This is a genomic window from Entomohabitans teleogrylli, from assembly GCF_001484765.1.
In the GTDB taxonomy this organism is placed as follows: Bacteria; Pseudomonadota; Gammaproteobacteria; order Enterobacterales; family Enterobacteriaceae; genus Entomohabitans; species Entomohabitans teleogrylli.
In genome coordinates, this window is sequence record NZ_KQ947385.1 from 1 (window position 1) to 24859 (window position 24859).

22 protein-coding genes, 1 tRNA gene and 1 other RNA gene are annotated in these 24859 nt (G+C 55.9%); 13 read left to right on the forward strand and 11 right to left on the reverse strand.

The features are described 5' to 3' along the window. The 4 genes from AQ981_RS11800 to AQ981_RS11820 all read right to left on the reverse strand — a co-directional run. A partial coding sequence (locus AQ981_RS11800) for a BapA/Bap/LapF family prefix-like domain-containing protein (protein WP_154675937.1) occupies nt 1-1536 on the reverse strand: 1536 nt, incomplete at its 3' end. 597 nt (nt 1537-2133) lie between these two features. Next, complete coding sequence (locus AQ981_RS11810) at nt 2134-3570, reverse strand: TolC family protein (protein WP_071608882.1); 1437 nt, start codon at nt 3568-3570, stop codon at nt 2134-2136. A 3-nt stretch (nt 3571-3573) separates the two neighbouring features. Beyond that, the gene (locus AQ981_RS11815) at nt 3574-5511 is read right to left on the reverse strand and encodes a MacB family efflux pump subunit (RefSeq protein WP_058911953.1); all 1938 of its coding nucleotides are present in this window, start codon (nt 5509-5511) and stop codon (nt 3574-3576) included. Beyond that, a complete protein-coding gene (locus AQ981_RS11820; protein ID WP_058911954.1) occupies nt 5508-6689 on the reverse strand; it encodes an efflux RND transporter periplasmic adaptor subunit in 1182 nt (393 codons plus the stop codon). The genes AQ981_RS11815 and AQ981_RS11820 overlap by 4 nt, the downstream gene beginning before the upstream one ends. A gap of 488 nt (nt 6690-7177) precedes the next feature. Here AQ981_RS11820 and AQ981_RS11825 point away from each other — a divergent pair, with 488 nt between their 5' ends. From AQ981_RS11825 to AQ981_RS11835, 3 genes are all read left to right on the forward strand, one after another. Then, nucleotides 7178-7699, forward strand: coding sequence for a DUF2975 domain-containing protein (locus AQ981_RS11825; RefSeq protein WP_058911955.1), 522 nt, complete (start codon nt 7178-7180; stop codon nt 7697-7699). A 1-nt stretch (nt 7700) separates the two neighbouring features. Next, nucleotides 7701-7901, forward strand: a complete 201-nt coding sequence (locus tag AQ981_RS11830; protein WP_058911956.1) for a helix-turn-helix domain-containing protein — start codon at nt 7701-7703, stop codon at nt 7899-7901. A 256-nt stretch (nt 7902-8157) separates the two neighbouring features. Continuing rightward, the gene (locus AQ981_RS11835; protein WP_058911957.1) at nt 8158-9051 is read left to right on the forward strand and encodes a dihydrodipicolinate synthase family protein; all 894 of its coding nucleotides are present in this window, start codon (nt 8158-8160) and stop codon (nt 9049-9051) included. Nucleotides 9052-9414: 363 nt separating this feature from the next. Here AQ981_RS11835 and AQ981_RS11840 read toward each other — a convergent pair. Beyond that, nucleotides 9415-9490: transfer RNA gene (locus tag AQ981_RS11840), tRNA-Phe, on the reverse strand. Nucleotides 9491-10189: 699 nt separating this feature from the next. On the opposite strand from AQ981_RS11840, the gene AQ981_RS11850 reads away from it, so the two are divergent. Then, nucleotides 10190-12325, forward strand: a complete 2136-nt coding sequence (locus tag AQ981_RS11850; RefSeq protein ID WP_058911959.1) for an ornithine decarboxylase — start codon at nt 10190-10192, stop codon at nt 12323-12325. Between the two features lie 185 nt (nt 12326-12510). On the opposite strand, the gene mltC is transcribed toward AQ981_RS11850, so the two are convergent. The 3 genes from mltC to mutY form a co-directional block, all read right to left on the reverse strand. After that, complete coding sequence (gene mltC / locus AQ981_RS11855; protein ID WP_121500649.1) at nt 12511-13593, reverse strand: membrane-bound lytic murein transglycosylase MltC; 1083 nt, start codon at nt 13591-13593, stop codon at nt 12511-12513. A gap of 86 nt (nt 13594-13679) precedes the next feature. Then, nucleotides 13680-13952 carry an oxidative damage protection protein gene (locus AQ981_RS11860; RefSeq protein ID WP_058911961.1) on the reverse strand — a complete coding sequence of 91 codons (273 nt, stop codon included), beginning with the start codon at nt 13950-13952 and terminating at the stop codon, nt 13680-13682. Nucleotides 13953-13954: 2 nt separating this feature from the next. After that, nucleotides 13955-15037: an A/G-specific adenine glycosylase gene (mutY, locus tag AQ981_RS11865; RefSeq protein WP_121500652.1), complete on the reverse strand. Its 1083-nt coding sequence runs from the start codon at nt 15035-15037 to the stop codon at nt 13955-13957. Between the two features lie 156 nt (nt 15038-15193). Between mutY and trmB the strand changes: the two genes are divergently transcribed. The 3 genes from trmB to AQ981_RS11880 all read left to right on the forward strand — a co-directional run bounded on the left by trmB (nt 15194) and on the right by AQ981_RS11880 (nt 17147). Beyond that, nucleotides 15194-15913, forward strand: a complete 720-nt coding sequence (gene trmB, locus AQ981_RS11870; RefSeq protein WP_058911963.1) for a tRNA (guanosine(46)-N7)-methyltransferase TrmB — start codon at nt 15194-15196, stop codon at nt 15911-15913. After that, nucleotides 15913-16239 carry a YggL family protein gene (locus AQ981_RS11875; protein WP_058911964.1) on the forward strand — a complete coding sequence of 109 codons (327 nt, stop codon included), beginning with the start codon at nt 15913-15915 and terminating at the stop codon, nt 16237-16239. Before trmB ends, AQ981_RS11875 begins: the two co-directional genes overlap by 1 nt. A 191-nt stretch (nt 16240-16430) precedes the next feature. After that, complete coding sequence (locus tag AQ981_RS11880) at nt 16431-17147, forward strand: YggN family protein (RefSeq protein WP_058911965.1); 717 nt, start codon at nt 16431-16433, stop codon at nt 17145-17147. 1 nt (nt 17148) lies between these two features. Here the strand turns inward: AQ981_RS11880 and AQ981_RS11885 are convergent, their stop codons facing one another. From AQ981_RS11885 to zapA, 3 genes are all read right to left on the reverse strand, one after another. Then, nucleotides 17149-17736, reverse strand: a complete 588-nt coding sequence (locus AQ981_RS11885; RefSeq protein WP_058911966.1) for a 5-formyltetrahydrofolate cyclo-ligase — start codon at nt 17734-17736, stop codon at nt 17149-17151. Nucleotides 17737-17753: 17 nt separating this feature from the next. Then, nucleotides 17754-17937: non-coding RNA, 6S RNA (gene ssrS, locus AQ981_RS26045), on the reverse strand. Between the two features lie 41 nt (nt 17938-17978). Further along, entirely contained in the window at nt 17979-18308 is a 330-nt protein-coding gene (zapA, locus tag AQ981_RS11890; protein ID WP_058911967.1) for a cell division protein ZapA, read from the reverse strand. Between the two features lie 169 nt (nt 18309-18477). On the opposite strand from zapA, the gene AQ981_RS11895 reads away from it, so the two are divergent. The 6 genes from AQ981_RS11895 to gcvH all read left to right on the forward strand — a co-directional run bounded on the left by AQ981_RS11895 (nt 18478) and on the right by gcvH (nt 24855). Further along, nucleotides 18478-19053 carry a YecA/YgfB family protein gene (locus AQ981_RS11895; protein ID WP_058911968.1) on the forward strand — a complete coding sequence of 192 codons (576 nt, stop codon included), beginning with the start codon at nt 18478-18480 and terminating at the stop codon, nt 19051-19053. 94 nt (nt 19054-19147) lie between these two features. Further along, nucleotides 19148-20464 (forward strand): Xaa-Pro aminopeptidase, encoded by a 1317-nt coding sequence (pepP, locus tag AQ981_RS11900; RefSeq protein ID WP_058911969.1) that lies wholly within the window; start codon nt 19148-19150, stop codon nt 20462-20464. Next, a complete protein-coding gene (gene ubiH / locus AQ981_RS11905) occupies nt 20461-21639 on the forward strand; it encodes a 2-octaprenyl-6-methoxyphenyl hydroxylase (protein WP_058911970.1) in 1179 nt (392 codons plus the stop codon). The genes pepP and ubiH overlap by 4 nt, the downstream gene beginning before the upstream one ends. A 13-nt stretch (nt 21640-21652) precedes the next feature. Beyond that, the gene (gene ubiI, locus AQ981_RS11910) at nt 21653-22852 is read left to right on the forward strand and encodes an FAD-dependent 2-octaprenylphenol hydroxylase (RefSeq protein ID WP_058911991.1); all 1200 of its coding nucleotides are present in this window, start codon (nt 21653-21655) and stop codon (nt 22850-22852) included. Between the two features lie 493 nt (nt 22853-23345). Then, complete coding sequence (gene gcvT, locus AQ981_RS11915) at nt 23346-24443, forward strand: glycine cleavage system aminomethyltransferase GcvT (protein ID WP_058911971.1); 1098 nt, start codon at nt 23346-23348, stop codon at nt 24441-24443. Nucleotides 24444-24465: 22 nt separating this feature from the next. After that, on the forward strand, nt 24466-24855 hold the full coding sequence (gene gcvH / locus AQ981_RS11920; protein WP_058911972.1) for a glycine cleavage system protein GcvH: 390 nt from the start codon (nt 24466-24468) through the stop codon (nt 24853-24855). The last annotated feature ends 4 nt before the right edge of the window (nt 24856-24859 follow it).

Consider the following 24859-nt stretch of genomic DNA (forward strand, 5'->3'; position numbering starts at 1 on the left):
GGCATCCGCATCGGCATCCGCATCGGCATCCGCATCGGCATCCGCGTCGGAGTCGGCATCGGCATCGGCATCCGCGTCGGCATCGGCATCGGCATCAGCATCGGCATCGGCATCGGCATCGGCATCGGCATCGGCATCGGCATCGGCATCGGCATCGGCATCGGCATCGGCATCGGCATCGGCATCGGCATCGGCATCGGCATCGGCATCGGCATCGGCATCGGCATCGGCATCGGCATCGGCATCGGCATCGGCATCGGCATCGGCATCGGCATCGGCATCGGCATCGGCATCGGCATCGGCATCGGCATCGGCATCGGCATCGGCATCGGCATCGGCATCGGCATCGGCATCGGCATCGGCATCGGCATCGGCGTCGGCATCGGCATCCGCATCCGCATCCGCATCCGCATCCGCATCCGCATCCGCGTCGGCGTCGGCATCCGCATCAGCATCCGCGTCGGAGTCGGCATCAGCATCAGCATCGGCATCAGCATCCGCGTCGGCATCGGCATCAGCGTCGGCATCGGCATCAGCGTCGGCATCGGCATCCGCGTCGGAGTCGGCATCGGCATCAGCATCGGCATCGGCATCGGCATCGGCATCGGCATCGGCATCGGCATCGGCATCGGCATCGGCATCGGCATCGGCATCGGCATCGGCATCGGCATCGGCATCGGCATCCGCGTCGGAATCGGTGTCGGAATCGGAGTCGCTGTCGGAATCAGAGTCACTGTCGGAATCAGAGTCACTGTCGGAATCCGCATCCGCATCGGCATCCGCATCAGTGTCAGCGTCGGCATCGGCATCGGCGTCGGCATCGGCATCGGCATCGGCATCGGCATCGGCATCGGCATCGGCGTCAGCATCAGCGTCCGCATCGGCATCAGCATCAGCATCGGCGTCAGCATCAGAGTCGGAATCCGCGTCCGCATCGGCATCCGCATCGGCATCAGCGTCCGCGTCGGCGTCAGCATCGGAGTCGCTGTCGGAATCGGAGTCACTGTCGGAATCCGCATCAGCATCAGCGTCGGAGTCCGCATCGGCGTCCGCATCAGAGTCAGAATCGGAATCCGAGTCATCATCCAGTCGTGGCGGGGTGTTCGAATCACTGTTGGAGTCATTGGCCATCAGGATTATCCCGGCCAGCCCGGCAGCACCGACCAGCGCCAGGCCTGCATAACTTGTGGAGCTTTCTCCTCCGGCAGCATCTAGAAGTAAAGTATCGATATCGGTAAGGGGTTCAACGTGGAACACGCCGCCGGGATCTTTGACCCACGATAATGCGCCACTACCATCTTCCAGTACCAGCTCGCTGGAATGGCCCTGAGCGTCAGCCACAAAGAAATCTTTGACTGTCAGTTTTTCGCCTGAATGTAGCGTGACAACCAGGTCGTTTCCGGAACGGTTTAGTGCGGCAATATCACTGGGGTTAAGCTTAAGCTTTACAATGGATGGCTCAGTGAGTTTTACCTCACTGCCATTGACCACAGAGGATATACCACCATCCCTGGGGGCTATACTGATGTTGTTCATATTATATATTCTCTCGCAGAAGATTGATCAATGAGCTGAACACTCACAGAGACCGCCATCTCCTTTATTCAGAAGATACGTGTTCTCTGTTTTTACGGTTATACAGAATATATTTCGTTTTCTTAGCCGGTTTTAAATAAATAGCAAATGCCAAATCTTTGTTTATATAATATATCGCCTGTTTTTTTCTTCGTTGTCCATCGAAGCCGCACAACCCCTTACGCTCAGGAGGGTTTAACCTGCCTGCGGCCGCAGTGGATAACGCCTCACCATATATTAGAAAGAGATGCATTTATTCCTGAGGCAGGAATACGCCAGGTATACCTTAATCAGTAAACCCTCTTTTTCTAAAAAAAGAATAGCCGGAGATAGTAAAAATAAAAGTTTATTTATTCATTAGCCTGGTAACCTTATTAAGCTAATGGGCTTGATGGTTTATAGATGGTTTTTTTTGTGAGGCAGAGCGGGGAATTATTGAATTTCAATATCGATATATAGTATTTTAAATGAAATATATCTCAGGAAAAGATCATGCCAGAAAGCCAGGGATACGTTGGAACATCAGCGATTTTCCGCAGGTGGAATTATGCCCTGCAATCATTGCGGCGCTGAACCGTTGCGTGGGCCGGGCGTCGCCGATCGCCATTGCAGATCTATGGCCTGAATATCCTGACTGTTGCCGCCAAACGCCAGATAAAGCTGCGCCAGGTTTTGTAGTTGCTCATAGCGGTTGGTATCCAGCGCCAGGCGAGCCTGGCGGTGTTTTTCCTGAGCATCCAGCCAGAAATTAATCGGGGTGGCCCCCTCCCGGTAGCGAACTTCGTTGAGGGTTTGTGAAATTGCGGCAAGTGCCAGCGACTGGCGTAATCGCCGTTCTTCATTCTGTAGTTGCCTGCGTTTTGCCAGGCTATTTTCTACATCAACCATGGCTTTATATAGTGTCTGGATAAAGGCCTGCCGGCGCTGTTGGTAATCATTGCGGGCCAGCGCCACATCGACATCCATCTGGCGCCACTGAATAAAAGGCAGCGCCAGTCCTGTGCCAAATGTAACGAGTGGGTTTCTGATAAATTCCAGCAATGCATTACTGCTGGCGCCAAAGTTGCCAGTCAGGCTGAATGAGGGGTAATACTGCGCTCGCCGGATATCAACCTGAGACAGGGCCTCACGCAGGCGAAGTTCGCTGGCGGCCAGATCCGATCGCTGTGCCAGCACCAGAGCCGGGATGCCGGGATTGATTTCCGGAAACGGCCCAGCGGGCAGCTTGTGGGGCTCCGCCAGCACGGTTCCCGGCGGCGCGCCCAGCAGCAGCGACTGGGCATTTTTGGCTTCAATAAGCTGTTGTTGCAGCGTCTCACGGTGATTTTGCCGGGTAATGACGTTTTGTTCCGCCTCAATAAGATCCAGCCCTGAAACATGGCCGGCCATGTAACGAGTACGAACCAGTTGCAGTCCTTTTTGAGCCCATTCCAGGCTTTGCTGACTGGCGGCGAGGCGCTGGTGAAGAAAGGCCAGTCGCCAGTAATTTTTGCTGGCCTCGGTTATCAGCGTCAATTTTGCAGCCGCAAGATCCGCAGCCGTGGCCTCGCGAATCAGTCTGGCGGCATCCCGTTGCCTGGCCTGTTTACCCCATAAATCAACTTCATAACGCACGTTGAACTGCGCGGCGCTGCTGTGCTCCAGGGAAGATGCACTATCCAGATTGCGGCGACTGCTGTTGCTCAAATTCAGGCTGGTTTCAGGAAAACGATTAATATCCGTTCGCCTGACGTCAAGCCGGGCGCGCTGTAGCCGAAGTATCGCCAGCGCGACGCTGTTATTACGCGACAGAACCTGTCGCAGCCAGTTTTCGAGATCGGGATCGGCAAAATCGCGCCAGCGAAACGGAACGTTACTGGTCATATTAACGGCGGGGAGGGCGCGCCAGTATTCCGGGTAGCGCACCGGCGGCGCCGTATAATGACTTTTAAGTACATTTCCGCAGCCGCTCAGGCACAGTAAGCCGCAGGTCAAAAAGAGTCTGGAGATTGCCATGGGTTATTCACTCGTCAGCGCTGCTACCGGATCCATGCGCGCGGCCTTGCGTGCCGGAAGGTAACCAAACAGGACGCCGGTCAGCGTTGAGCACATAAAGGCTATCGTTGCTGCCTGCGTAGACCAGATAACCCGCAGCGTATCGTTATCGCTCCCGGCAAGCGCCGCGCCGGGCAGCAGCGACAGCGCAATACCGAGCCCTCCGCCGATCAGGCATATGAGCACTGCTTCGAGCAAAAACTGGCGCATGATATCGCTGCGTCTGGCGCCCACCGCCATGCGCACGCCGATTTCATGGGTACGTTCGGTAACCGAAACCAGCATGATGTTCATTACGCCAATGCTGGCGATAAGCAGTGAAACGGATGCCACCGAGAGAATCAGGAGATTAAGGGTCGCCGTGGCGCGCTCGATTGATTTACGTACTTTATCACGGTTAAAGATCATGAAATCTTTGCTGCCATGGCGCTGTATCAGCAACTGGCTGATCAATGCCACCGCGTTATCACTGGCGATATGTTGTTTCAGGCGAATACTGATACTGCTCAACGACAGTTGACCGGTCATCCGGTACATCACTGTGCGCCACGGAACCCATACGTTCAGACGGTTTGCCGCAGCACCTGTTTCATTATTCGCCACGCCAACAACTGTGACCGGCACAGCGCCCAGCAGGATGATTTTGCCAGTCGCAACGTCGCTGCGGGGGCCGAACAGCAGATTGCGGGTGTTGATATCAATGATCGCCTCCAGACCAGCATCGTCCCCGCTGGAAAAATTGCGCCCTTCAGGCAGCCTGATGCCCTGAATATGGAGCCAGTCTTGCCCGACGCCCTGTACTGTAGCGCTGGATGACTGCGCCTGATAACGGACGGGTAGCGTGGTGTGTATTTCCGGGCTGATGCTATCAATAAAGGGTTGTCGCATCAGCGCGCCGGCATCGGATGGGGTGAGTGACTGTACAGGATTGTGGTTATCGGTCGCGTAATCCTGCCCCGGGTAGATAGATACCGTACTGGCGCCCAGATCCTGAATACTTTCCAGCGTCGTTTGCCGGGCGCCTTGCCCCAGTGCGACCACGGTCACGACGGCGGCGATACCGAAAAGGATCCCCACCATTGTCAGGGCGGTACGCAGACGGTGAACATTCATCGCTCGCAGCGCCATACTTAACGGCTCTGTCAGTCGGGCGATAAAGGAGGCGCGGGTGTTGCCGGGAAGCAGCGTTTTTAACATGCCGACTGGCGGGGGAATGGCTACCGGGGCGCCGCTATCGGCAATCATTTCCCCGTCTTTCAGCTCGATAATACGTCCGGCGCGCTGCGCCACCTGGATATCGTGGGTTACGATGATGACTGTATGACCGCGCTGGTTTAGCTGCGCGAGGATGTTGAGCACCTCCTGTCCGGCCCGGGAGTCCAGGGCGCCTGTCGGCTCATCGGCAAGGATGATTTCCGCGCCGTTCATCAGGGCGCGAGCGATACTGACGCGCTGCTGCTGGCCGCCGGAAAGTTGCCCGGGTTTATGGTGCTGATATCCCTGTAACCCGAGCTGCGCAAGCCGTTGAGTTGCCATGGTCTGGCGCTGAGTTCGATTGACACCGGCGTAAATCGCCGGGATCTCGACGTTTTCCAGCACAGTAAGAGAGGGGATCAGATGATAGCGCTGGAAAATAAAGCCGATATGCTCGCGGCGGACCCGGGCAAGAAAGTCCGCGGGCTGACGAGCGATATTCTGCCCGCGAAGAACATAATCGCCGTAGTCTGCGCTATCCAGACAACCAAGGATATTCATCAGGGTGGATTTTCCCGATCCCGATGGGCCGGTGATGGCGATCATTTCTCCGGCGCTGATGGTCAGATTAATCTGCCTCAGCGCCTGAATCGCCAGTGAACCATTGCGGAAAGTACGGCAGATATTGTTCAGTTCAATGATATTCATAATGCCGGCTCGCTCTGACGGGCTTCATCGACTGGAGTCTGTAATACTACATTGTCGCCTGGCCGCAGACCGTCAAGTACCTGGATATCCACGTGGTCGGTAATACCGGTAGTAATAAAGTGTATTTCCGGCACCCCAGACTGATTTATCACTTCAACATACGGTCTGTTGTTCGGCCCCTTTTTCATTGCCTGTAGCGGAATTAACAGGGCGTTGCTGGCCGACTGACGCAAAAAAGAAACCTGGGCGGTCATGGCGATGCGCAGTTTATTATCCGGGTTCGGTATATCGAGCAGCGCGTGGTAATACACCGCGGAATTTGTCGCCGTCGGTGAGGCGCTGTCGTTAGTCCCGGAGCCGGCGTCTTGTTTCATCATGGATTCCGGCGCCAGTTCAATCATGCGTAATGTGGCGGCGTAGCGTTTTTCCGGTTCCGGGAAAATAGTGAACCAGACTTTTTGCCCATGGCGAATACTATTAATGTCGACTTCGGAAATCTGGGCTCTGACGGTCATGGTGTCCAGACGAGCCAGACGGGCAATTGTCGGCGCGCTCTGGTTCGAATTAACGGTTTGCCCCTGTTTGGTAATAATGGCGATCACGGTACCGTCCATCGGCGCCATAATTCGGGTATAGCTTAGATCAAGCCGCTTTTTATCGACTTCAATCTGCGCCTGGACGATCCTCGCCTGTTGTGCGGTTAAATCGGCTTTCGCGCCGGCCAGCGCTTCGCTTACTTCTTCATAATTTTGTTGCGAGCTGGCATCTTCCCGCAGCATCCGCTGTTGGCGCCGGAAGGCGGATTGTTGACGCTTCAGCGCGGCTTCTCTGCGCTGTAATTCTGCCCTGGCCACCTGTAGCGCCGCCTCGGCGTTACGTAATTCATTACGCTGGGGCAGGGAGTCAATTTCAGCAATCAACTGGCCTTTTTTTACATGGTCGCCGATCTTAACTTTCAGCGATTTTAGCTGCCCGGATACCTGGGCGCCGATATTTACCCGCTCAACTGCCTCTATTTTTCCGATGACAGAAATAATGCTCTGTATTTCCCCTCGACGCACCGGGACGGTTAACCATTCCCGGGGGGATGGTTGTAACCATAAATAGAGACTCACGGCGATAATGCTGAACACTAAAATAGCGAGGGCAAGAAAAATCCGTCGCGTAGAAGATATCATGCCTCCTCCTTGCTGAAATATGACTGTTGTTGCGAGTGTTCACATTATTGATACCAGCGGGTGGATAATCCTCGGTCCCGGCAATGATATTTTTGTTGGCCTCAGGGCGTTTTCAGTAATGCTTTTTTACAGGCGTTGATTAAATTGTCATCAGGTGTATCGCTGGTGGTTTTCATCCGTTCCGGGACAGTGGCGCATTGTTGATGATGCTGCAATAATTATCGTTTGTCGATAATATGTCAATCAAAAAATTATTGATAAACGATAATAAATTAACTGTATGTAAATCAACCGGTTTCACAGGTGATTCGCGACCTTGTTGGTAAGGGACATGCTTTACGGGTACGGAATCTGCGGGATGAACGGCCTGAAATTGGCGCTGTGCAGAGGCCGTAATGCCCGGTTGCAATTATTGTTTTGCGATAATTTTTTCTTGACAAACGGCAGAGGCGCACTGACAGTACAGGCATAACCGTGAGGAAGGACAAATGACATTGACACATCATCGCAAGACACTGGTTAAGCTGTGCTGGTTTATGGAAATCTTGTTGCTGCTCGCGATGGTTATCGTCCCGGTACAATGTATTTTCTTTTTATACTCGTCGGCGGAGCAAATGACCGGCGAAGTGCTCTATCCTCTGGCGCAGCAGGCGGACTGGATCGTTAAAGAAAATGTTCTTTTTGTCTTTGATAATATTGTGATTTTTCTGGTGCTGCTACAGATCTATTTTTTCTTTTCCGGCGTACGCCACGGCGAACTTTTCACCAGAAAACGTATCCGTAACACTCGCTATATTGGCTTTACCCTGGTCTTCGGCTACCTTTTTAGCCTGGCGTTCCGATATGCGACGGGACTCCTGTTCTATGAATATCATGATAGTTATCTGTTTATGGTGAGTGTAGAATTGTACGGATTATTGCAAATATTACTGGGAACCGGTTTGATTGCATTAAGTTGTATCCTGGAGCAGGCGAAGGAGCTAAAAGATGAGCAGGATTTGGTAATTTAATATGGCAATTATTGTGACTCTCGATGAAGTATTAAAGGAGAGAAATATGAAAGCAAAAGAGCTGGCAGAGATTATTGGCATTACTGAGGCTAACTTATCTATTCTGAATAGTGGTAAGGCGAAAGCTATCAGGTTCAGTACCCTGGATGCTATTTGTAAGGCGCTGCATTGCCAGCCTGGAGATATTATTAAGCAGCAGTAGTATTTGGTGAGTGAATATTCACGGGTTCCTGTCGCAGGAAGATGCGCAGGTTAAACTCAATAACTGGCGCAGGGAATACGCTCAAGGGAAAGCGCATTCATCATTAAATGACCTGATTGTGGTTGAATTCATCCGAAGTCTCCGGAAAGACGAAGCGCTGCACTGACTTTGAGCCAGGGTCAAATGATACAGGCCTGTGGTTTGAAGTGGTTCTCATTGCGCAATAACACTCAATATGTCATGCAGGAGAAAGAAAATGTTCACTGGTTTGTGCGCTTTCCCGTTAACCCCTGTCATCCGCAACGGCGTAGATGAAGCCGGTTTCAGGAAAATCCTGACGCGTCTGATAGCCGCAAGGGTCGATTCCCTGGGGATACTTGGCTCGACAGGAAGTTATGCCTACCTGACACGAGAGCAACGTAAACGTGTCGCTCTCCTTGCCCGCGAACTGGCAGGGAATATTCCTGTGATGATATGTGTTGGTGCCGTCAGTACCGACGACATTCTTCGTCTAACAGAAGATGCTCAAGAGGCGGGGGCTGATGCATTGTTACTGCCCGCGGTTAGTTACCAGCCGCTCAGCAATGATGAAGTTTTCAGTCTCTTTGAAACCGTGAGCCGACACACGTCACTGCCGATATGCGTATATGATAATCCTGGTACTACACATTTTACGTTTTCTGATGAACTACATGGTCGCCTGTCATCACTGGATGGAATTGGTTCAGTCAAAATTCCCGGTGTACCTCACACAGCAGAGGCTGCCGCTGAGCGGGTCAGGGCGTTACGCAGTCAACTTCACCCTGGCGTGACGATTGGTATCAGTGGCGATGCTTTTGCTGGTCTGGGACTCAATGCGGGCTGTGAGACCTGGTATTCTGTGTGCGGTGGTCTATTCCCGGAAATCGCAAAGCAAATCACGCAGGCGGCGGCAATGAAAGATCATGAGCGGGTTACCGCACTGGTTGATCGGATGGAACCTTTATGGGCTCTTTACCGCAAACATGGCGGAAGTATCCGTGTGATGGCGGCGGCGGCGGGGGTTCTTGGGCTTACGGATACTGACTGTCTGCCTCGTCCACTTAAGCCGTTATCCGCCAGTGATATTGCAGAGGTTGCCCGCGTAATAACATTGTTGGATCTGAAATAGGTAGTCTTCAGGGCTGATAACTTGCTGGCCCACCCCAAACCACACATCATCAGCCACTGAATACCAGGCCTGACGGGGTCGGCACGTTTTGTCTTTGCTGTAACGTTGGCCTGGAATGATGGGAGTGGTGTGCTTTCGGTAATCCTGATGACAGACGCTATGAGTCCTTTCTTGCCAGGTATTTTTTGGGTGCTAAACGGAAAGCGCTAAGCTCAGCTATTTCAGCGGGCGTAGAGGGTATGCTGGAAAACGAATGGTCCGGCATATATGGATAATACTGGTGGATTTTTAGGAGCAGGGCGATGAAGAGTCCGGGAATACGAAAAGCAAAAACCCAGCCACAGGCTGGGTTCTTTGAATAAGTGGTGCCCGGACTCGGAATCGAACCAAGGACACGGGGATTTTCAATCCCCTGCTCTACCGACTGAGCTATCCGGGCAACGGGGCGCATTAAACCTGATTCAGCCGACTTCGTCAACGAAATTTATCAAAATGTCCTGCAGATGGACAATATATCAACGCGTTGCGCTAAAAAGCGTCATTCTGGCCCAGCCCAGCCCAGCCCAGCCCAGCCCAGCCCAGCCCAGCCCAGNAGAGGAGAGACTTGCCGCCAGCAAGGGGAATAACCGTTCCGATCCCACCTGATGCCCGATCCCATCTGAAAAGCCTGTCGCTTTCCGGTCATATTTCCTGCCAGCTTTCCCGCTAACGCCTTCTTCAGTAACTACTTTTCCTGCGCAGACCAGAACCGCCATCTTTTGCCTGTTACACCAGGGCGCCACAGCCTTGCGCCCTGCGGGGAAAGGTGCCATCATGGCGCGGAATTTTTCTCTGCCTTTCACCCGGGGCTGCTAATGACTGCAACGTTCACACCGTCAGCTTTCGTTGGACTGCGCTACGTCGCGCAGCGCGCCTCCCGTGGTGTTTCTCCTTTCCTGATCCCGTCGCCCGTTATGCGGTGAGGGTAACTGACGCTCACTGCAGGGCAGCAGTAAAACCAGAGACGCTCTGTTTTTACTGATGTCTGGCGGTCGGTGCTGGGATCCAGTCAGGCCTTTCAGATGCTTCCGCCGGGGAGTGTTCCCCTTTGCCGTGCCGTTGGCACTCACTCATCCTTGACGCCTGGGGATTTGTGCTTATGAATGCGTTAAAAATTGCCGCAAGTCATGATGTGGTTACTCTGTTATCCACCCATCGGGAAGTGGTGGCGCTGGATGAAACGGATTTTACTGATGTTGCGGCGCTGGTAGTGTCTGCCGCCGATGCCCGTAGCGGCATACTGGCGCTGCTCAAACGTACCGGTTTTGGTGTGCCGGTTTTTCTGTTCGGAGAAGCGCAGGGGGAATTACCTGCAGGGATTACTGGCGCGATCCGCGACAGAGGGCAGGACTATCTGGAGCTGGAGGCTGCCGCTGCCGGGTATGAAGAAAATCTGCTACCGCCGTTTTTTAATACTCTGAGTAAATATGTCGCCATGGGCAACAGTACGTTTGCCTGCCCGGGACATCAACATGGCGAGTTCTTTAAAAAACACCCGGCCGGGCGCCAGTTCTATGACTTCTTCGGTGAGAACATCTTTCGCGCCGATATGTGCAATGCGGACGTGAAGCTCGGCGATTTGCTGATCCACGAAGGGTCTGCCAAACACGCTCAGAAATTCGCGGCACAGGTGTTTCACGCGGATAAAACCTGGTTTGTGCTCAACGGTACTTCGGCGGCGAATAAGGTGGTCACTAATGCGCTGTTGACCCGCGGCGACCTGGTGTTGTTCGATCGCAACAATCATAAATCCAACCACCATGGCGCGCTGATCCAGGCGGGTGCCACCCCGGTTTATCTTGAGGCGGCGCGCAATCCATTCGGGTTTATTGGCGGTATTGACGCTCACTGTTTCGATGAAGACTATCTGCGCCAGCGCATTGCCGAAGTGGCGCCGGATCGCGCTATGCAGGATCGGCCGTTCCGCCTCGCCATCATCCAGTTGGGTACCTACGATGGTACGCTGTACAACGCCCGCCAGGTTATCGATACCATCGGCCACCTGTGCGATTACATCCTGTTTGATTCCGCCTGGGTCGGCTACGAGCAGTTTATCCCGATGATCGCCGACTGCTCGCCGCTGCTGCTCGAACTTAATGAAAACGATCCGGGGATTTTCGTCACTCAGTCGGTGCATAAGCAGCAGGCCGGGTTCTCACAAACATCGCAGATCCACAAAAAAGACAACCATATTCGCGGTCAGGCGCGCTTCTGTCCGTATAAGCGGTTGAATAATGCGTTTATGTTGCATGCTTCTACCAGTCCGTTTTATCCGTTGTTTGCGGCGCTGGATGTTAACGCCAAAATTCATGAAGGGGAGAGCGGGCGCCGCCTGTGGGCAGAATGCGTGGAACTGGGGATTGAGGCGCGCAAGGCTATCTTTGCCCAGTGTAAGTTGTTCAAACCTTTTGTGCCGCCAGAAATTGACGGGCGCCCCTGGCAGGACTGGCCGACCGAAACCATAGCCAGCGATCGGCGTTTCTTTAGCTTTGAACCGGATGCCACCTGGCACGGATTCAGCGGCTACGCCCGGGACGAATATCTGGTGGATCCCTGCAAGCTGCTGCTTACCACGCCGGGTATCGACGCGCAGACCGGCGCATATGCCCGCTTTGGCGTGCCGGCGGCGATACTGGCGAACTACCTGCGGGAAAACGGCATCGTGCCGGAGAAATCAGATCTGAATTCGATCCTGTTTCTGCTAACGCCGGCGGAAAGCCCGCAGAAAATGGCGCATTTAACAGCCATGCTGGCGCAGTTTGAGCAGCATATTGAGCAGGATACGCCGCTGGCGGAAGTTCTGCCGACTATCTACCAGAAGTATCCGCAGCGCTATAAAGGCTATACCCTGCGGCGCCTGTGCCAGGAAATGCACGATCTGTACGTCAGCTTCGGCGTGAAGGATTTGCAAAAGGCGATGTTCCGCCAGCGCAGCCTGCCGGAAGTGGCGATGAATCCACAGGACGCCCACAGCGAATTTATTCGCGGTAATACTGAACTGGTGCGCCTGAGCGAAGCGCAGGGGCGCATCGCGGCGGAGGGGGCGCTGCCTTATCCGCCCGGGGTGCTGTGCGTGGTGCCTGGCGAGGTATGGGGCGGGGCGGCGCAGCGCTACTTCCTGGCGCTGGAGGAGGGGGTGAATCTGCTGCCCGGCTTTTCCCCGGAGCTACAGGGCGTCTACAGCGAAACCGATGTCGACGGGATTAAGCGTCTGTATGGCAATATGATTCGCTGAAAGAAAGAGGGCCGGAATACGGCCCTCTGAGATTGATGACAGATCCCGGCGTGCCGGTATCGCCTAATAACAAACAAGGAAAATCAATGTATTGATTTTCGGCTGATAACCACGAAGGAAGAAAAACCATGTTTTTTCTCCTTCGTCAGCGTCATAGAGGGCCGGAATACGGCCCTCCACGATTGCTAGCGGGTACGGCGATAGCCTTTCTGCGCGGTATCGACTTTATACAGATAACGGCGCGATTCCTGGGACGGATGGCGGGTGGTCAGGGTCTGATAAACATCTCCCGGCGCCATGGTGTTGATGACATTCACCGCCTGCACTCTGTCGCTGGAGAACACCCGCAAAACGCTGCCCGCGCCGCCGTTATAAGCTGTGATCACCGCATAGCGCCGCGATGTCGGGTTGGCGATGCCCCCCAGATAGACATCGTTGAGCATCGCCAGGTAGGCGGTGCCGGTATCAATATTATTTTCCGGATCGAACAGATAGCTGCGGCTCGGGGTCCCGGATTTGCCCTGCGAGCGGAACACATCTTTACCGGCGGTATGCTGCACGACCTGCATCAGCCCCAGCGCGTCGGAACGGCTTACCGCATACGGGTTAAAGCTGGACTCTGTCTGCATCACCGCGAGAATCAGCGATTCATCGACGCTATATTTGCGCGCCGCTTTGCGCACCATACCAATATATTTATGCGCACGTTTATCCAGATGGTTGGGGACCAGATTGATGGTCACGCTGTAAATAATCTTCAGCCCGCTGCTGCGGCTCTTCAGGCGGGTTTGCAACAGATAATCGGCAAAGCGCGATGCGCGCCACTCCCAGCGGATCGGCTCGCCGGTGTTATCCAGCACCTGGCCGTAGAGGAACGGCTGTTTGGAAATTTGGATATCATTGGCGTCTGAATAGAGATCGATAGAGTTCGGGTCATCGCCCATCAGCAGGGTGGAGATGATAGCCTTGCGCAGATGTGCAGCCGGTTCAGTGCCGGCAATGGTCTCTACGGTCATGGTCCCGGCATCAAAGTTAATATGGCTACGGGTCTGATATTGATCGGTATATTTAACGTAGTCCTTGGGGCCGGCAATCAGGACTTCGTTAAATCCCCACAGGTTTTCGATATTGTGGGCGAACTGGCCCATCAGAATATCAAAACCGTTAGTATCTTTTACCCACTCTTCTTTAAACGGGTTTTCCGCCTTTTTGCTGGAACAGGACACCAGCAGCGGGGCGATGATGGCCAGCGCAAGAATTTTTTTCATCATTCCGGGAGTGCGAGTTGTGTTATTCGTCAGGGATTACACCAGCCTTGCCAGGCGCGCTTACGCCCGGCCAAAGGCCCGATGAATTATTTTTCCGGGGGCGTAAAGCCTTCAATATGAACATCTTTCCCCTCGAACAGGAAATTAACCATCTCCTGTTCAAGTAATTTACGATGCTCCGGATTCATCATATTGAGTTTTTTCTCGTTAATCAGCATGGTCTGTTTAGTCTGCCACTGCGCCCAGGCCTCTTTGGATATTTCATTGTAAATACGCTTGCCCAGCTCGCCCGGGTATAGCTGAAAGTCCTGGCCTTCAGCATCGCGCTGCAGGTATGTACAAAAAATCGTTCTGCTCATTTTTATTCCTCATTAACGGCGCGGGCGGCGGGGAGAGTCACCGGCTCGGCGCGTAATTGTTGTAACAGGCGCTCCACGGGCGCCGCCAGCCCGACAGATGGCGGCTGGCCTAAGTTATACCAGAGACCTGCGGCGCCATCCATGCATCCGGCGAAAGAGGACACGGGTAGCCACATTGGCACAATATCCAGATGGAAATGGCTAAATGTATGGCGAAAGGCGTTAAGTTGCGTGAGATTATCTGCTGGAATATGGCGTTGCGCCAGCCAGTCGCAAAGCGCCTGCCGATCGTCAAACTGCGGAAAACAGTACAGCCCGCCCCACAGACCAACCGGCGGGCGCTGCATCAGGAACAGACTCTGCTGATCCTGCATCAATAAAAAGTATCCGGTGCGCTCCGGCAGCGTCTGTTTAGGCTTTTTGCCCGGGTATTTCGCCTGAGTACCGTGGGCAAAGGCGATACAGCCGTCATTCAGCGGGCACAGCTCGCACTTCGGCTTTGAACGGGTACATACCATGGCGCCGAGATCCATCATCGCCTGGTTGAACTGGCTGACCCCCTCCGCCGGCGTGACATCGCTGCTGATTTGCCACAGGCGGTTTTCCACCTCTTTCTTGCCCGGCCAGCCTTCGACGGCATAGCAGCGGGCCAGCACGCGCTTGACGTTGCCATCAAGAATTGGGAAATGCTTGCCGAGCGCCAGAGAGAGTACGGCGCCAGCAGTGGAGCGCCCCACGCCGGGTAAATCTGCCACGGATGCGAAATCTTCCGGAAAGGTTCCACCGTGGCGCTGCGCCACTTGCTGCGCCGCTTTGTGGAGATTACGCGCCCGGGCGTAATAGCCCAGCCCGGTCCACAGATGCAGCACTTCGTCGAGCGGCCCGTTAGCCAGGTCGGTGACCGTCGGGAAGCGCGCCATAAAACGCTGAAAGTAGGGAATCACGGTGCTAACCTGAGTCTGTTGCAGCATAACTTCTGAAAGCCACACTTTATAAGCGGTCTTTTCCTGCTGCCAGGGCAGCGTTTTGCGGCCATATTTATCGTACCAGGCGAGTACCTGGCGTGAGAATTGAAGCGCTTGCATCATAAACAGCTCATTATCCGTGAGTCATTATCCGGGTGCTGATTCCAGCACAGAGCGAGGAGTGCTGTAAACCGGAACTTTCCGGTGCTTGCATAGCGGGATTATCTTTGGATAATGCCCGTTTCCTCAACATTAACCTGAGCAGATTTAAATCACATGATCAACGATGTCATTTCACCGGAATTTGATGAAGAAGGCCGCCCGATGCGCCGGATTCGCAGTTTTGTCCGTCGCCAGGGGCGCCTGACTAAAGGGCAGCAGCACGCGCTGGACCACTACTGGCCGGTGATGGGCATCGAATACAGCGGGCAGATGATGGATCTCGCCGTCGTTTTTGGCCGCGAAGCGCCAGTGACGCTGGAGATAGGCTTCGGGATGGGGGCATCGCTGGTCGCGATGGCGAAAGCCAATCCGCATCATAACTACCTGGGTATTGAGGTTCACTCCCCGGGCGTCGGCGCCTGCCTGAGCGCCGCTCATGAAGAAGGGGTGGAGAACCTGCGCGTCATGTGTCACGACGCTGTTGAGGTACTGGAAAATATGGTGCCGGATAACGCGCTGTCGATGGTGCAACTGTTCTTCCCGGATCCGTGGCACAAAGCGCGCCACAATAAACGCCGCATTGTTCAGGCGCCGTTTGCCGGGCTGGTGAAAAGCAAGCTCAAAACCGGCGGCGTTTTTCATATGGCCACCGACTGGGAACCTTATGCCGAACATATGCTCGAAGTAATGTCTTCCGTTGACGGATATAAAAACCTGTCGGAAAGTAATGATTTCGTTCCCCGTCCGCAATCCCGCCCGGTGACGAAATTTGAACAGCGTGGTCAGCGTCTTGGCCACGGCGTATGGGACTTAATGTTCGAGAGGGTGAAATAATGGCCAGGCAGCGTAGCCGTCGTTTGCGTAAAAAGATGCACATTGATGAGTTTCAGGAGCTGGGTTTTTCCGTCGCCTGGCGCTTCCCGGAAGGCACCAGCGAAGAGTCTATCGACCAGACCGTTGATGATTTCATTAATGAAGTGATTGAGCCGAACAAACTGGCGTTTGACGGTAGCGGCTATCTTGCATGGGAAGGGCTGGTTTGCATGCAGGAGATCGGCAAGTGTACTGAAGAGCATCAGGCCGTGGTTCGTAAGTGGCTTGAGGAGCGCAAGCTGGAAGAGATCCGTTTGAGCTGCCTGTTTGACGTCTGGTGGGACTGAACGCCAGGGCATCGCTGAACGGGCCGGGTTATTCGGTCCGATTTTACTGACAAAGCCCAAAAAACGCGCTTTTTTGGGCTTTGTGGTTAACAGCCATCCCGGGTGGGGTTTGCGACCGGATTGATGTTGGTTACTGGTCTCACGGGTCGGCCTGCCCGGGCCGTAGGGTACTGGTTTTATCGGGAGTGGTTATGATTCGTAAAATGCTGTTGGGGACGCTGCTGGTTACCGCCATGCAGGCACAGGCCGATTACCAGTGCAGTGTAACGCCGCGCGACGACGTGGCTATCAATCCTCAGTCCGTCCAGGTGGTGGGGGAAAACGGCAATCTACAGATTACGCCGGCGGGCGATGTGACCTTTAACGGTAAGCAATATAGCCTGAGCGCGGAGCAACGCCAGCAGGCGCTGAACTACCAGCAGGCGCTGCGCAGCGATCTGCCGTGGATCGATCAGGGAGCCCGGGCCCGTCTGGAAAAAGGCCGCGTGGCGCTGGACAGGATCATCACCGAACAGGTCGGAGAGAGCAGCAATATGCGTAACCGCCTGACGCAACTGGACTCTCAGCTTAAAGAGCAGATGGGGCGCATTATCGAGCGCCGCCAGGATGGGCTGATGTTCCACTATAAAGGCATCAATCAGGTTCGCGCCGACGGGCAGCAACTGGTGAATCAGACCATGGGCGGGCTGCTGCAGGACAGTATCAATGAGATGGGCGCAAAGGCAGTACTGAAAGGCGGCGGTAACCCTTTACAGGGGGTACTGGGCAGCCTTGGCGGTCTGCAAAGCGCTATCCAGAGCGAGTGGAAAAATCAGCAGCAGGATTTTGAACAGTTTGGCCGCGATGTCTGTCAGAAAGTCATCACTCTGGAAGGGCAGCGCAAGGCGCTGGTCACCAGTCTGAAGTAATTCACCACTGCCACAGGGCGGACGGGGTGATCACCGCTGGCAGGGGAATATCCCACTGCGCGGCCGGGAGCTCCGCCACCTGCTGGCAGTCGTGGGCGTAGCCGACCGGCTGCAGGCGATATTGCCGCCAGTTTTGCAGGGTACGATCGTAGAACCCGCCCCCCATTCCCAGCCGCTGCCCCCGGGCGTCAAATGCCACCAGCGGCGTCACCAGCACATCTAACTGCGCTAACGGCAGTACGCGACGCACGTCCAACTGTGGTTCGGCAATTCTGAAACGGTTGATAACCAGCGGCGTTTGCCGATCGTAACCGAGAAACAGCAGATTTCCCGGGCTGAAGGGGTGCAATACCGGCAGATAAACCTGTTTGCCAGCCTGCCACAGCGCTTCAATAAGCGGTCGGGTGTCCAGTTCGCCGTCGAAAGAGAGAAATACCGCCACGCTGCCGGCGCTGGCGACCGGGGCCCAGGCCATCATGCGCCGGGCGGCTTCAGCCGCAGATTGTTGTTGCTGTTCAGGGCTCAGGGCGCGACGACGCTGGCGTATCTGTTGGCGCAGAATCTGTCTTTCGCAGGAGGATTGGGTCATGGTAATAAAAACGAGAGGGAATCTCCGAGATGCCGCCGCAGGCTGTAACCCTTGAACCCTGGGTTCAAGGTGAATGCAGCGTCACAGTCTTAAGGCTTCCCGGACTAACCGGGCGTGCTCACCAACCGCGGAGCACCACATTCTTGTGGTTTGAAATATCGGCTCAGGGGACTGGCCCGCTTGCAAACATCTCAGAGAAATTTTGTCTTCGAAGTCACTTTACCATAGTTGACCAGGAAGTGTTATTCAAACTTTGCACCGGGACGATCGGTAATGCGACCTTGCTCAAGTAATGCCTGTTCAATGGTCTGCTGTAGCATCCGGATGCGTTGCTCCATACTGGCAGCATAGTCACGGGTCTTCGCTTTTTCCTGCGTCAGTTCATAGCAGATATTCAACGCGGCGATGAAGACCAGTTGTTCTGTATTTGAGACTCTAGTGCGTTCTTTCAGATCTTGCAACCGCCGATCCAGCTCCTCCGCAGCCTGGTTCAGCGCATCCTTCTGTTCCGGCGGACAATTTACTCGCAAAGAACGACCAAAAATTTGGATATCGACTGGTTGTGCAGACATGCCACCTTCCTGCTGTTTGACTGCCCCGTCATTGCGCGTTTTACACTGTGACGCGAGGGGGCGACACTATAGTTACCCGACCATGAAGATACCAGCCCTTTTCTGGTATCTCCGGGGGCCAAAGTGGTAGCATAACACGAACAACTCCTCCCAACGATGACGAAAGCGCATGTCTATACAGAACGTAATGCCGGACTACCCCACAGTTGCCCGGTTACTCAACCAGCAGGGCGTGGGATTGACCCCGGCAGAGATGCACGGATTAATCAGCGGAATGCTGTGCGGCGGCAATAAAGACAGCAGTTGGCTGCCGCTGCTTCATGACCTGACCAATGAAGGCCTGGCGTTCAGCCAGAGCCTGGCGGATGTGTTGCGCCAGATGCACGGCGCCACCGGCGATGCGCTGGAAGATGACGGGTTCTTATTCCATTTGTATATGCCGGGGGACGACGCCACGGTATTCGATCGCGCCGATGCGCTGGCCGGGTGGGTGAACCACTTCCTGCTGGGGCTGGGCGTTACCCAGCCGAAACTGGATAAGGTCAGCGGCGACACTGGCGAAGCGATTGCCGATCTGCGCAATATCGCCCAACTGGGGTACGACGAAGACGAAGATCAGGAAGAGCTGGAAATGTCTCTGGAGGAGATAGTCGAATATGTGCGCGTCGCCGCACTGCTGTGCCACGACACATTTACCCGGCCCGCGCCGACCGCGCCGGAAGTCCGTAAACCGACGTTGCACTGAGGGTAACCCGGTGGTGTAACGCCTGGTGCAGGCAGAGATCAATCTGGCGCCCGCCCGCTGGTCGGGCGCGCAGTGCATGGCTACAGGAGATGTTATGACTCAGCAGGAATTTCTTCGCCGCCGTCAGGCGCTGCTGGCGAAAATGGCCCCGGGCAGCGCGGCGCTGATTTTTGCCGCGCCGGAGGTTACCCGCAGCGCGGACAGCGAATACCCCTACCGCCAGAACAGCGATTTCTGGTACTTCACCGGGTTCAATGAACCGCAGGCGCTGCTGGTGCTGATTAAGAGCGGCGAGAGCCACAGTCACAGCGTACTGTTTAATCGCCTGCGCGACAAAAGCGCGGAGATTTGGTTTGGCCGTCGCCTTGGTCAGGAAGCGGCGCTGCAGGCATTGAGCGTCGATCGGGCGCTGGCTTTCAACGAAACCGGCGAACAATTGCATCTGCTGCTTAACGGACTGGATGTGGTGTACCACGCCCAGGGGGAATATGGCTATGCCGATGAGCTGGTGTTTGCCGCGCTGGATAAGCTGCGCCGCGGTGCGCGTCAGAATCTGCGTGCGCCGGCAACGCTGACCGACTGGCGTCCCTGGGTGCATGAAATGCGTCTGTTCAAATCGCCGGAAGAGCTGGCGGTGATGCGCCGGGCGGGGGAGATTTCCGCGCTGGCCCATACCCGGGCGATGGAGCGATGCCGTCCGGGGATGTTTGAATATCAACTGGAAGGGGAGATTCTCCATGAGTTCAGCCGCCACGGCGCGCGCTTTCCTTCCTACAACACCATTGTCGGCGGCGGTGAAAACGGCTGCATTCTCCACTACACCGAAAACGAAAGCGCCCTGCGCGACGGCGATCTGGTGCTGATTGACGCCGGCTGCGAATTCCAGGGTTATGCCGGCGATATTACCCGCACCTTCCCGGTAAACGGTAAATTTACCCCCGCTCAGCGGGCGATTTACGACATTGTGCTGGCGTCGCTGGAAACCGCGCTGCAACTGTATCGTCCGGGTACTTCGATTCAGGAGGTCACCGAAGCGGTGGTGCGCATTATGGTGCGTGGTCTGGTGGATCTGCAAATCCTGCATGGGGACGTCGAACAACTGGTGGCCGATAACGCTCACCGCCCGTTCTTTATGCACGGCCTGAGCCACTGGCTGGGGCTGGATGTCCATGATGTCGGCGCATATGGGCCGGATCGCTCGCGTCTGCTTGAGCCGGGCATGGTATTGACCGTGGAACCGGGGCTGTATATTGCGCCGGATGCCGAAAATGTACCTGCCGAATACCGCGGCATCGGCATTCGCATTGAGGATGATATTGTGATCACCGAAACCGGCAATGAGAACCTGACCGCCAGCGTGGTGAAACGCGCGCAGGATATTGAGGCGCTGATGGCAGCGGCAAAAGCATGAGCGTGATCATCGTCGGCGGCGGAATGACTGGCGCCACTCTGGCGCTGGCTATCTCGCGCCTGACCGGTGGTCGGTTACCGGTTCATCTGGTGGAGGCGACGGCGCCGGAATCCGAAGCGCATCCCGGTTTTGACGCCCGGGCCATCGCGCTGGCCCAGGGTACCTGCCGCCATCTGGTGCGGCTCGGCATCTGGCCGTCTGTGGCCGACTGCGCCACGGCGATCGCTTCGGTACACGTCAGCGATCGCGGCCATGCCGGGTTTGTCACCCTGGAGGCCGCTGATTACCAGATTGATGCGCTCGGTCAGGTGGTGGAACTGCATGAAGTCGGGCAGCGGCTGTTCGCCCTGTTGCGTAAAGCGCCGGGCGTGACGCTACACTGTCCGGAGCGGGTGAGCAGTTTTACCCGCAGCGAATCCCGGGTGTCGGTGACGCTGGAAAGCGGCAAAGTACTGGAAGGCCAGTTGCTGGTGGCGGCGGACGGCACCCGTTCCGCGCTGGCGGCGCAGTGCGGCATCACCTGGCATCAGGAGGATTACCAGCAGACGGCGGTGATTGCCAACGTCTCCACCGCGCTACCGCATCAGGGACGCGCCTGGGAGCGTTTTACGGCGTTCGGTCCGCTGGCGATGTTACCGATGTCTGACGGACGCTGTTCGCTGGTGTGGTGCCATCCGCTGGCGCAGCGCGATGCCGTTATGGGCTGGAGCGATACGCGTTTCTGCGCTGAACTACAGCGCGCTTTCGGCTGGCGCCTGGGGCGTATTACTCACACCGGCAGGCGCAGCAGCTATCCGCTGGCGCTGACCCGGGCCGACAGAACGATCACCCACCGCCTGGCGCTGGTGGGTAATGCGGCGCAGACTCTGCACCCGATTGCCGGCCAGGGCTTTAACCTCGGAATGCGCGATGTGATGACGCTGGCGGAGTCGCTGGCCGCGGCGTGGCAAAACCAGCAGGATCCGGGGAGTTACCCGGTGCTGGCGGCCTGGCAGGCGCGCCGCGAGGCAGATAAGTCCGCAACGGTGGGATTAACCGACGGTCTGGTTCAGTTGTTCGCCAATCGCTGGGCGCCGCTGGTGATAGGGCGCAATATGGGCCTGATGGCTCTGGAATTGATTCCGCCGGTGCGCAGCACGCTGGCCTACCGCACCCTCGGCTGGGTGGCGCGTTAACAGGAGAATGAATGTGCAGAGTGTAGATGTAGCCATTGTCGGCGGCGGTATGGTCGGGCTGGCGGTCGCCTGCGGGCTACAGGGCAGCGGCCTGCGGGTCGCGGTACTGGAGCAGCATCCGCCGCAGCCTGTTGCCGCGGATGAACCCGTCGCGCTGCGCGTATCGGCCATTAATGCCGCCAGCGAACGGCTGCTGGGGCGCCTGGGGGTCTGGGAGACCATTGCCGCCCGCTCCGCCAGCTATCACGGCATGGAAGTGTGGGACAAAGACAGTTTCGGGCGGATTGAGTTTGATGATAAAGCGTATGGCTATAGCCATCTTGGTCATATCATCGAAAACCGGGTGATCCACCACGCGCTGTGGCAGCAGGCTTCGCGCTGTAGCGATGTGACTCTGCTGGCGCCGGCGGAATTACAGCAGGTCGCCCGGGGAGAGAATGACGCTTTCCTGACCCTGAAATCCGGCGCGATGCTGACTGCCCGGCTGGTGGTTGGCGCCGATGGCGCCCGCTCCTGGCTGCGCCAGCAGGCGGATATTCCGCTAACATTCTGGGATTACCGTCATCATGCGCTGGTGGCGACTATTCGCAGCGCCCAGCCTCATGATGCGGTAGCGCGGCAGATTTTTCACGGCGACGGTATTCTGGCGTTTCTGCCTCTGAGCGATGCCCATTTGTGCTCGATCGTCTGGTCGCTGGCGCCGGACGAAGCGCAGCGTATGCAGGGGCTGGACGCGACAGCGTTTAACCAGGCGCTGTCGGTGGCGTTTGATATGCGCCTCGGGCTATGTTCGCTGGAAAGCGAGCGTCAGGTATTCCCGCTGACCGGGCGCTATGCTCGCCAGTTCGCCGCGCATCGCCTGGCGCTGGTGGGAGATGCGGCGCATACCATTCATCCGCTGGCCGGGCAGGGCGTTAATCTCGGCTTTATGGATGCCGCGGAGCTGATCGCCGAGCTGAAGCGACTGCATAAAGAGGGCAAAGATATTGGTCAGCACCTTTATCTGCGCCGCTATGAGCGCTCACGTAAGCACAGCGCCGCCCTGATGCTGGCCGGGATGCAGGGATTCCGTGAACTGTTTGCCGGCGAACATCCGGCCAAAAAGCTGCTGCGCGATGTCGGACTGAAGCTGGCTGACACATTGCCGGGGGTTAAACCTCAGTTGTTGCGCCAGGCGATGGGCCTGCACGATTTACCCGCCTGGTTACGTTAACTGCATCACATTTCCCTTCCCGGCAAACGGGAAGGGATGTTCCCCTCTCATTTGAAATATTCTAATTTCACCCCTTTCTTCGGATTAGTTTTTTTTATCTGACCCGTCTGGTGCGACAGTGATTTTGTTTAAGCTTTGTCGGGAAATGTTATCTGTCACTAATTTTTGCCTGATTCTTACTATGTTTGTGCGGGCTGAATCGCATTTTAACAGTTTAATTCACTGGCCACTGCAAAGGCGGATTAGGTCATAAGCTAATCCGATGCTTCACTTCAGCTTATGGTTTAGCGACGCCAACGGTGGTAAGTTCAGGGGAAAGAGAACGTTTGCGTCGATACCGGAAACCGGGTGTCGGCGCCAGGTTTTGTCTGCATACCCGGCATATTTCTGGTTGCAGCCCGGACGGCAGGGTCGCTGCCGTTATCCGCACCCGGAAATCTGGTGGGTATTGTTTTGCCGGGCGTAGCCCTTCCGTAGGTAAAATGAGGAAAAAATGGCTCAACAGACCCCTTTGTTTGAACAGCACAACCTGTGCGGCGCCCGTATGGTGGACTTCCACGGCTGGATGATGCCGCTGCATTACGGCTCGCAGATTGATGAACATCACGCGGTGCGTAACGACGCCGGTATGTTCGATGTTTCTCACATGACGATTGTCGATCTGCGCGGCAGTCGGACCCGCGAATTCCTGCGCTATCTGCTGGCGAATGATGTCGCCAAACTCACCATCCCCGGTAAAGCGCTGTATAGCGCGATGCTTAATGCTTCCGCAGGCGTCATTGACGACCTGATTGTTTACTTCTTCAGTGAAGATTTTTTCCGGCTGGTGGTTAACTCCGCTACCCGCGAAAAAGATCTGGCCTGGATTACTCGCCATGCCGAGCCTTACGGGATCGATATTACCGTGCGTGACGATCTGGCGCTGATCGCCGTCCAGGGGCCCCATGCCCGGGAAAAAGCGGCGACGTTGTTCAACGCGGAACAGCGTGCCGCGACCCGCGATCTGAAGCCGTTTTTCGGCGTACAGAGCGGCGATCTGTTTATCGCCACTACCGGTTATACCGGGGAAGCCGGCTATGAAATCGCGATGCCTGCAGAGCAGGCGCCGCAATTCTGGGCGCAACTGGTCGCGGCCGGGGTGAAACCCTGCGGCCTGGGGGCCAGGGACACCCTGCGTCTGGAGGCCGGAATGAACCTCTACGGCCAGGAGATGGACGAAGGCGTTTCACCGCTGGCGGCCAATATGGGCTGGACCATCGCCTGGGAACCTGCCGATCGGCGCTTTATTGGCCGTGATGTGCTGGAAGCGCAGCGCGAGCAGGGCACCGGGCAACTGGTGGGGCTGGTCATGACTGAAAAAGGCGTACTGCGTAACGAACTGCCGGTACGTTTTACCGATGCGCAGGGTAATCAGCAGGAAGGGATTATTACCAGCGGTACCTTTTCACCGACCCTCGGCTACAGCATTGCGCTGGCGAGGGTGCCGGCGGGGATTGGCGACAGCGCGGTAGTGCAAATCCGCAATCGCGAAATGCCTGTCAAAGTCACGAAACCTGTTTTTGTTCGCGCCGGAAAACCGGTCGCGCAGTAAGTTTGCTATCAGGAGAGAATCAATGAGCAATGTGCCAAATGAACTGAAATACAGCAAAGAGCACGAGTGGCTGCGTAAAGAGGCGGATGGTACTTACACCGTCGGTATCACCGAACACGCGCAGCAACTGCTGGGCGATATGGTATTTGTCGATCTGCCGGAAGTGGGCGCGACTGTCAGCGCCGGCGATGACTGCGCGGTGGCCGAGTCAGTAAAAGCGGCATCCGATATCTATGCGCCGATCGGCGGTGAAGTGATTGCCGTCAACGATGAACTGAATGATTCTCCGGAGCTGGTTAACAGCGAGCCCTACGGCGCCGGATGGATTATGCGTATTAAAGCCAGCGATGAGTCCGAACTGGACGGGCTGCTGGACGCCACGGCCTATGAAGCGCTGTTAGAAGACGAGTAAACCC

Coding starts and splice junctions, on each gene's coding strand:
- AQ981_RS11880 (WP_058911965.1), top strand. CDS start 16,431: ATGATTCGTAAAATGCTGTTGGGGACGCTGCTGGTTACCGCCATGCAG.
- AQ981_RS11830 (WP_058911956.1), top strand. CDS start 7,701: ATGGCAATTATTGTGACTCTCGATGAAGTATTAAAGGAGAGAAATATG.
- zapA (WP_058911967.1), bottom strand. CDS start 18,308: ATGTCTGCACAACCAGTCGATATCCAAATTTTTGGTCGTTCTTTGCGA.
- AQ981_RS11820 (WP_058911954.1), bottom strand. CDS start 6,689: ATGATATCTTCTACGCGACGGATTTTTCTTGCCCTCGCTATTTTAGTG.
- AQ981_RS11895 (WP_058911968.1), top strand. CDS start 18,478: ATGTCTATACAGAACGTAATGCCGGACTACCCCACAGTTGCCCGGTTA.
- AQ981_RS11815 (WP_058911953.1), bottom strand. CDS start 5,511: ATGAATATCATTGAACTGAACAATATCTGCCGTACTTTCCGCAATGGT.
- gcvH (WP_058911972.1), top strand. CDS start 24,466: ATGAGCAATGTGCCAAATGAACTGAAATACAGCAAAGAGCACGAGTGG.
- AQ981_RS11835 (WP_058911957.1), top strand. CDS start 8,158: ATGTTCACTGGTTTGTGCGCTTTCCCGTTAACCCCTGTCATCCGCAAC.
- pepP (WP_058911969.1), top strand. CDS start 19,148: ATGACTCAGCAGGAATTTCTTCGCCGCCGTCAGGCGCTGCTGGCGAAA.
- ubiH (WP_058911970.1), top strand. CDS start 20,461: ATGAGCGTGATCATCGTCGGCGGCGGAATGACTGGCGCCACTCTGGCG.
- gcvT (WP_058911971.1), top strand. CDS start 23,346: ATGGCTCAACAGACCCCTTTGTTTGAACAGCACAACCTGTGCGGCGCC.
- AQ981_RS11885 (WP_058911966.1), bottom strand. CDS start 17,736: ATGACCCAATCCTCCTGCGAAAGACAGATTCTGCGCCAACAGATACGC.
- mutY (WP_121500652.1), bottom strand. CDS start 15,037: ATGCAAGCGCTTCAATTCTCACGCCAGGTACTCGCCTGGTACGATAAA.
- mltC (WP_121500649.1), bottom strand. CDS start 13,593: ATGAAAAAAATTCTTGCGCTGGCCATCATCGCCCCGCTGCTGGTGTCC.
- AQ981_RS11850 (WP_058911959.1), top strand. CDS start 10,190: ATGAATGCGTTAAAAATTGCCGCAAGTCATGATGTGGTTACTCTGTTA.
- trmB (WP_058911963.1), top strand. CDS start 15,194: ATGATCAACGATGTCATTTCACCGGAATTTGATGAAGAAGGCCGCCCG.
- AQ981_RS11825 (WP_058911955.1), top strand. CDS start 7,178: ATGACATTGACACATCATCGCAAGACACTGGTTAAGCTGTGCTGGTTT.
- AQ981_RS11875 (WP_058911964.1), top strand. CDS start 15,913: ATGGCCAGGCAGCGTAGCCGTCGTTTGCGTAAAAAGATGCACATTGAT.
- AQ981_RS11860 (WP_058911961.1), bottom strand. CDS start 13,952: ATGAGCAGAACGATTTTTTGTACATACCTGCAGCGCGATGCTGAAGGC.
- AQ981_RS11810 (WP_071608882.1), bottom strand. CDS start 3,570: ATGGCAATCTCCAGACTCTTTTTGACCTGCGGCTTACTGTGCCTGAGC.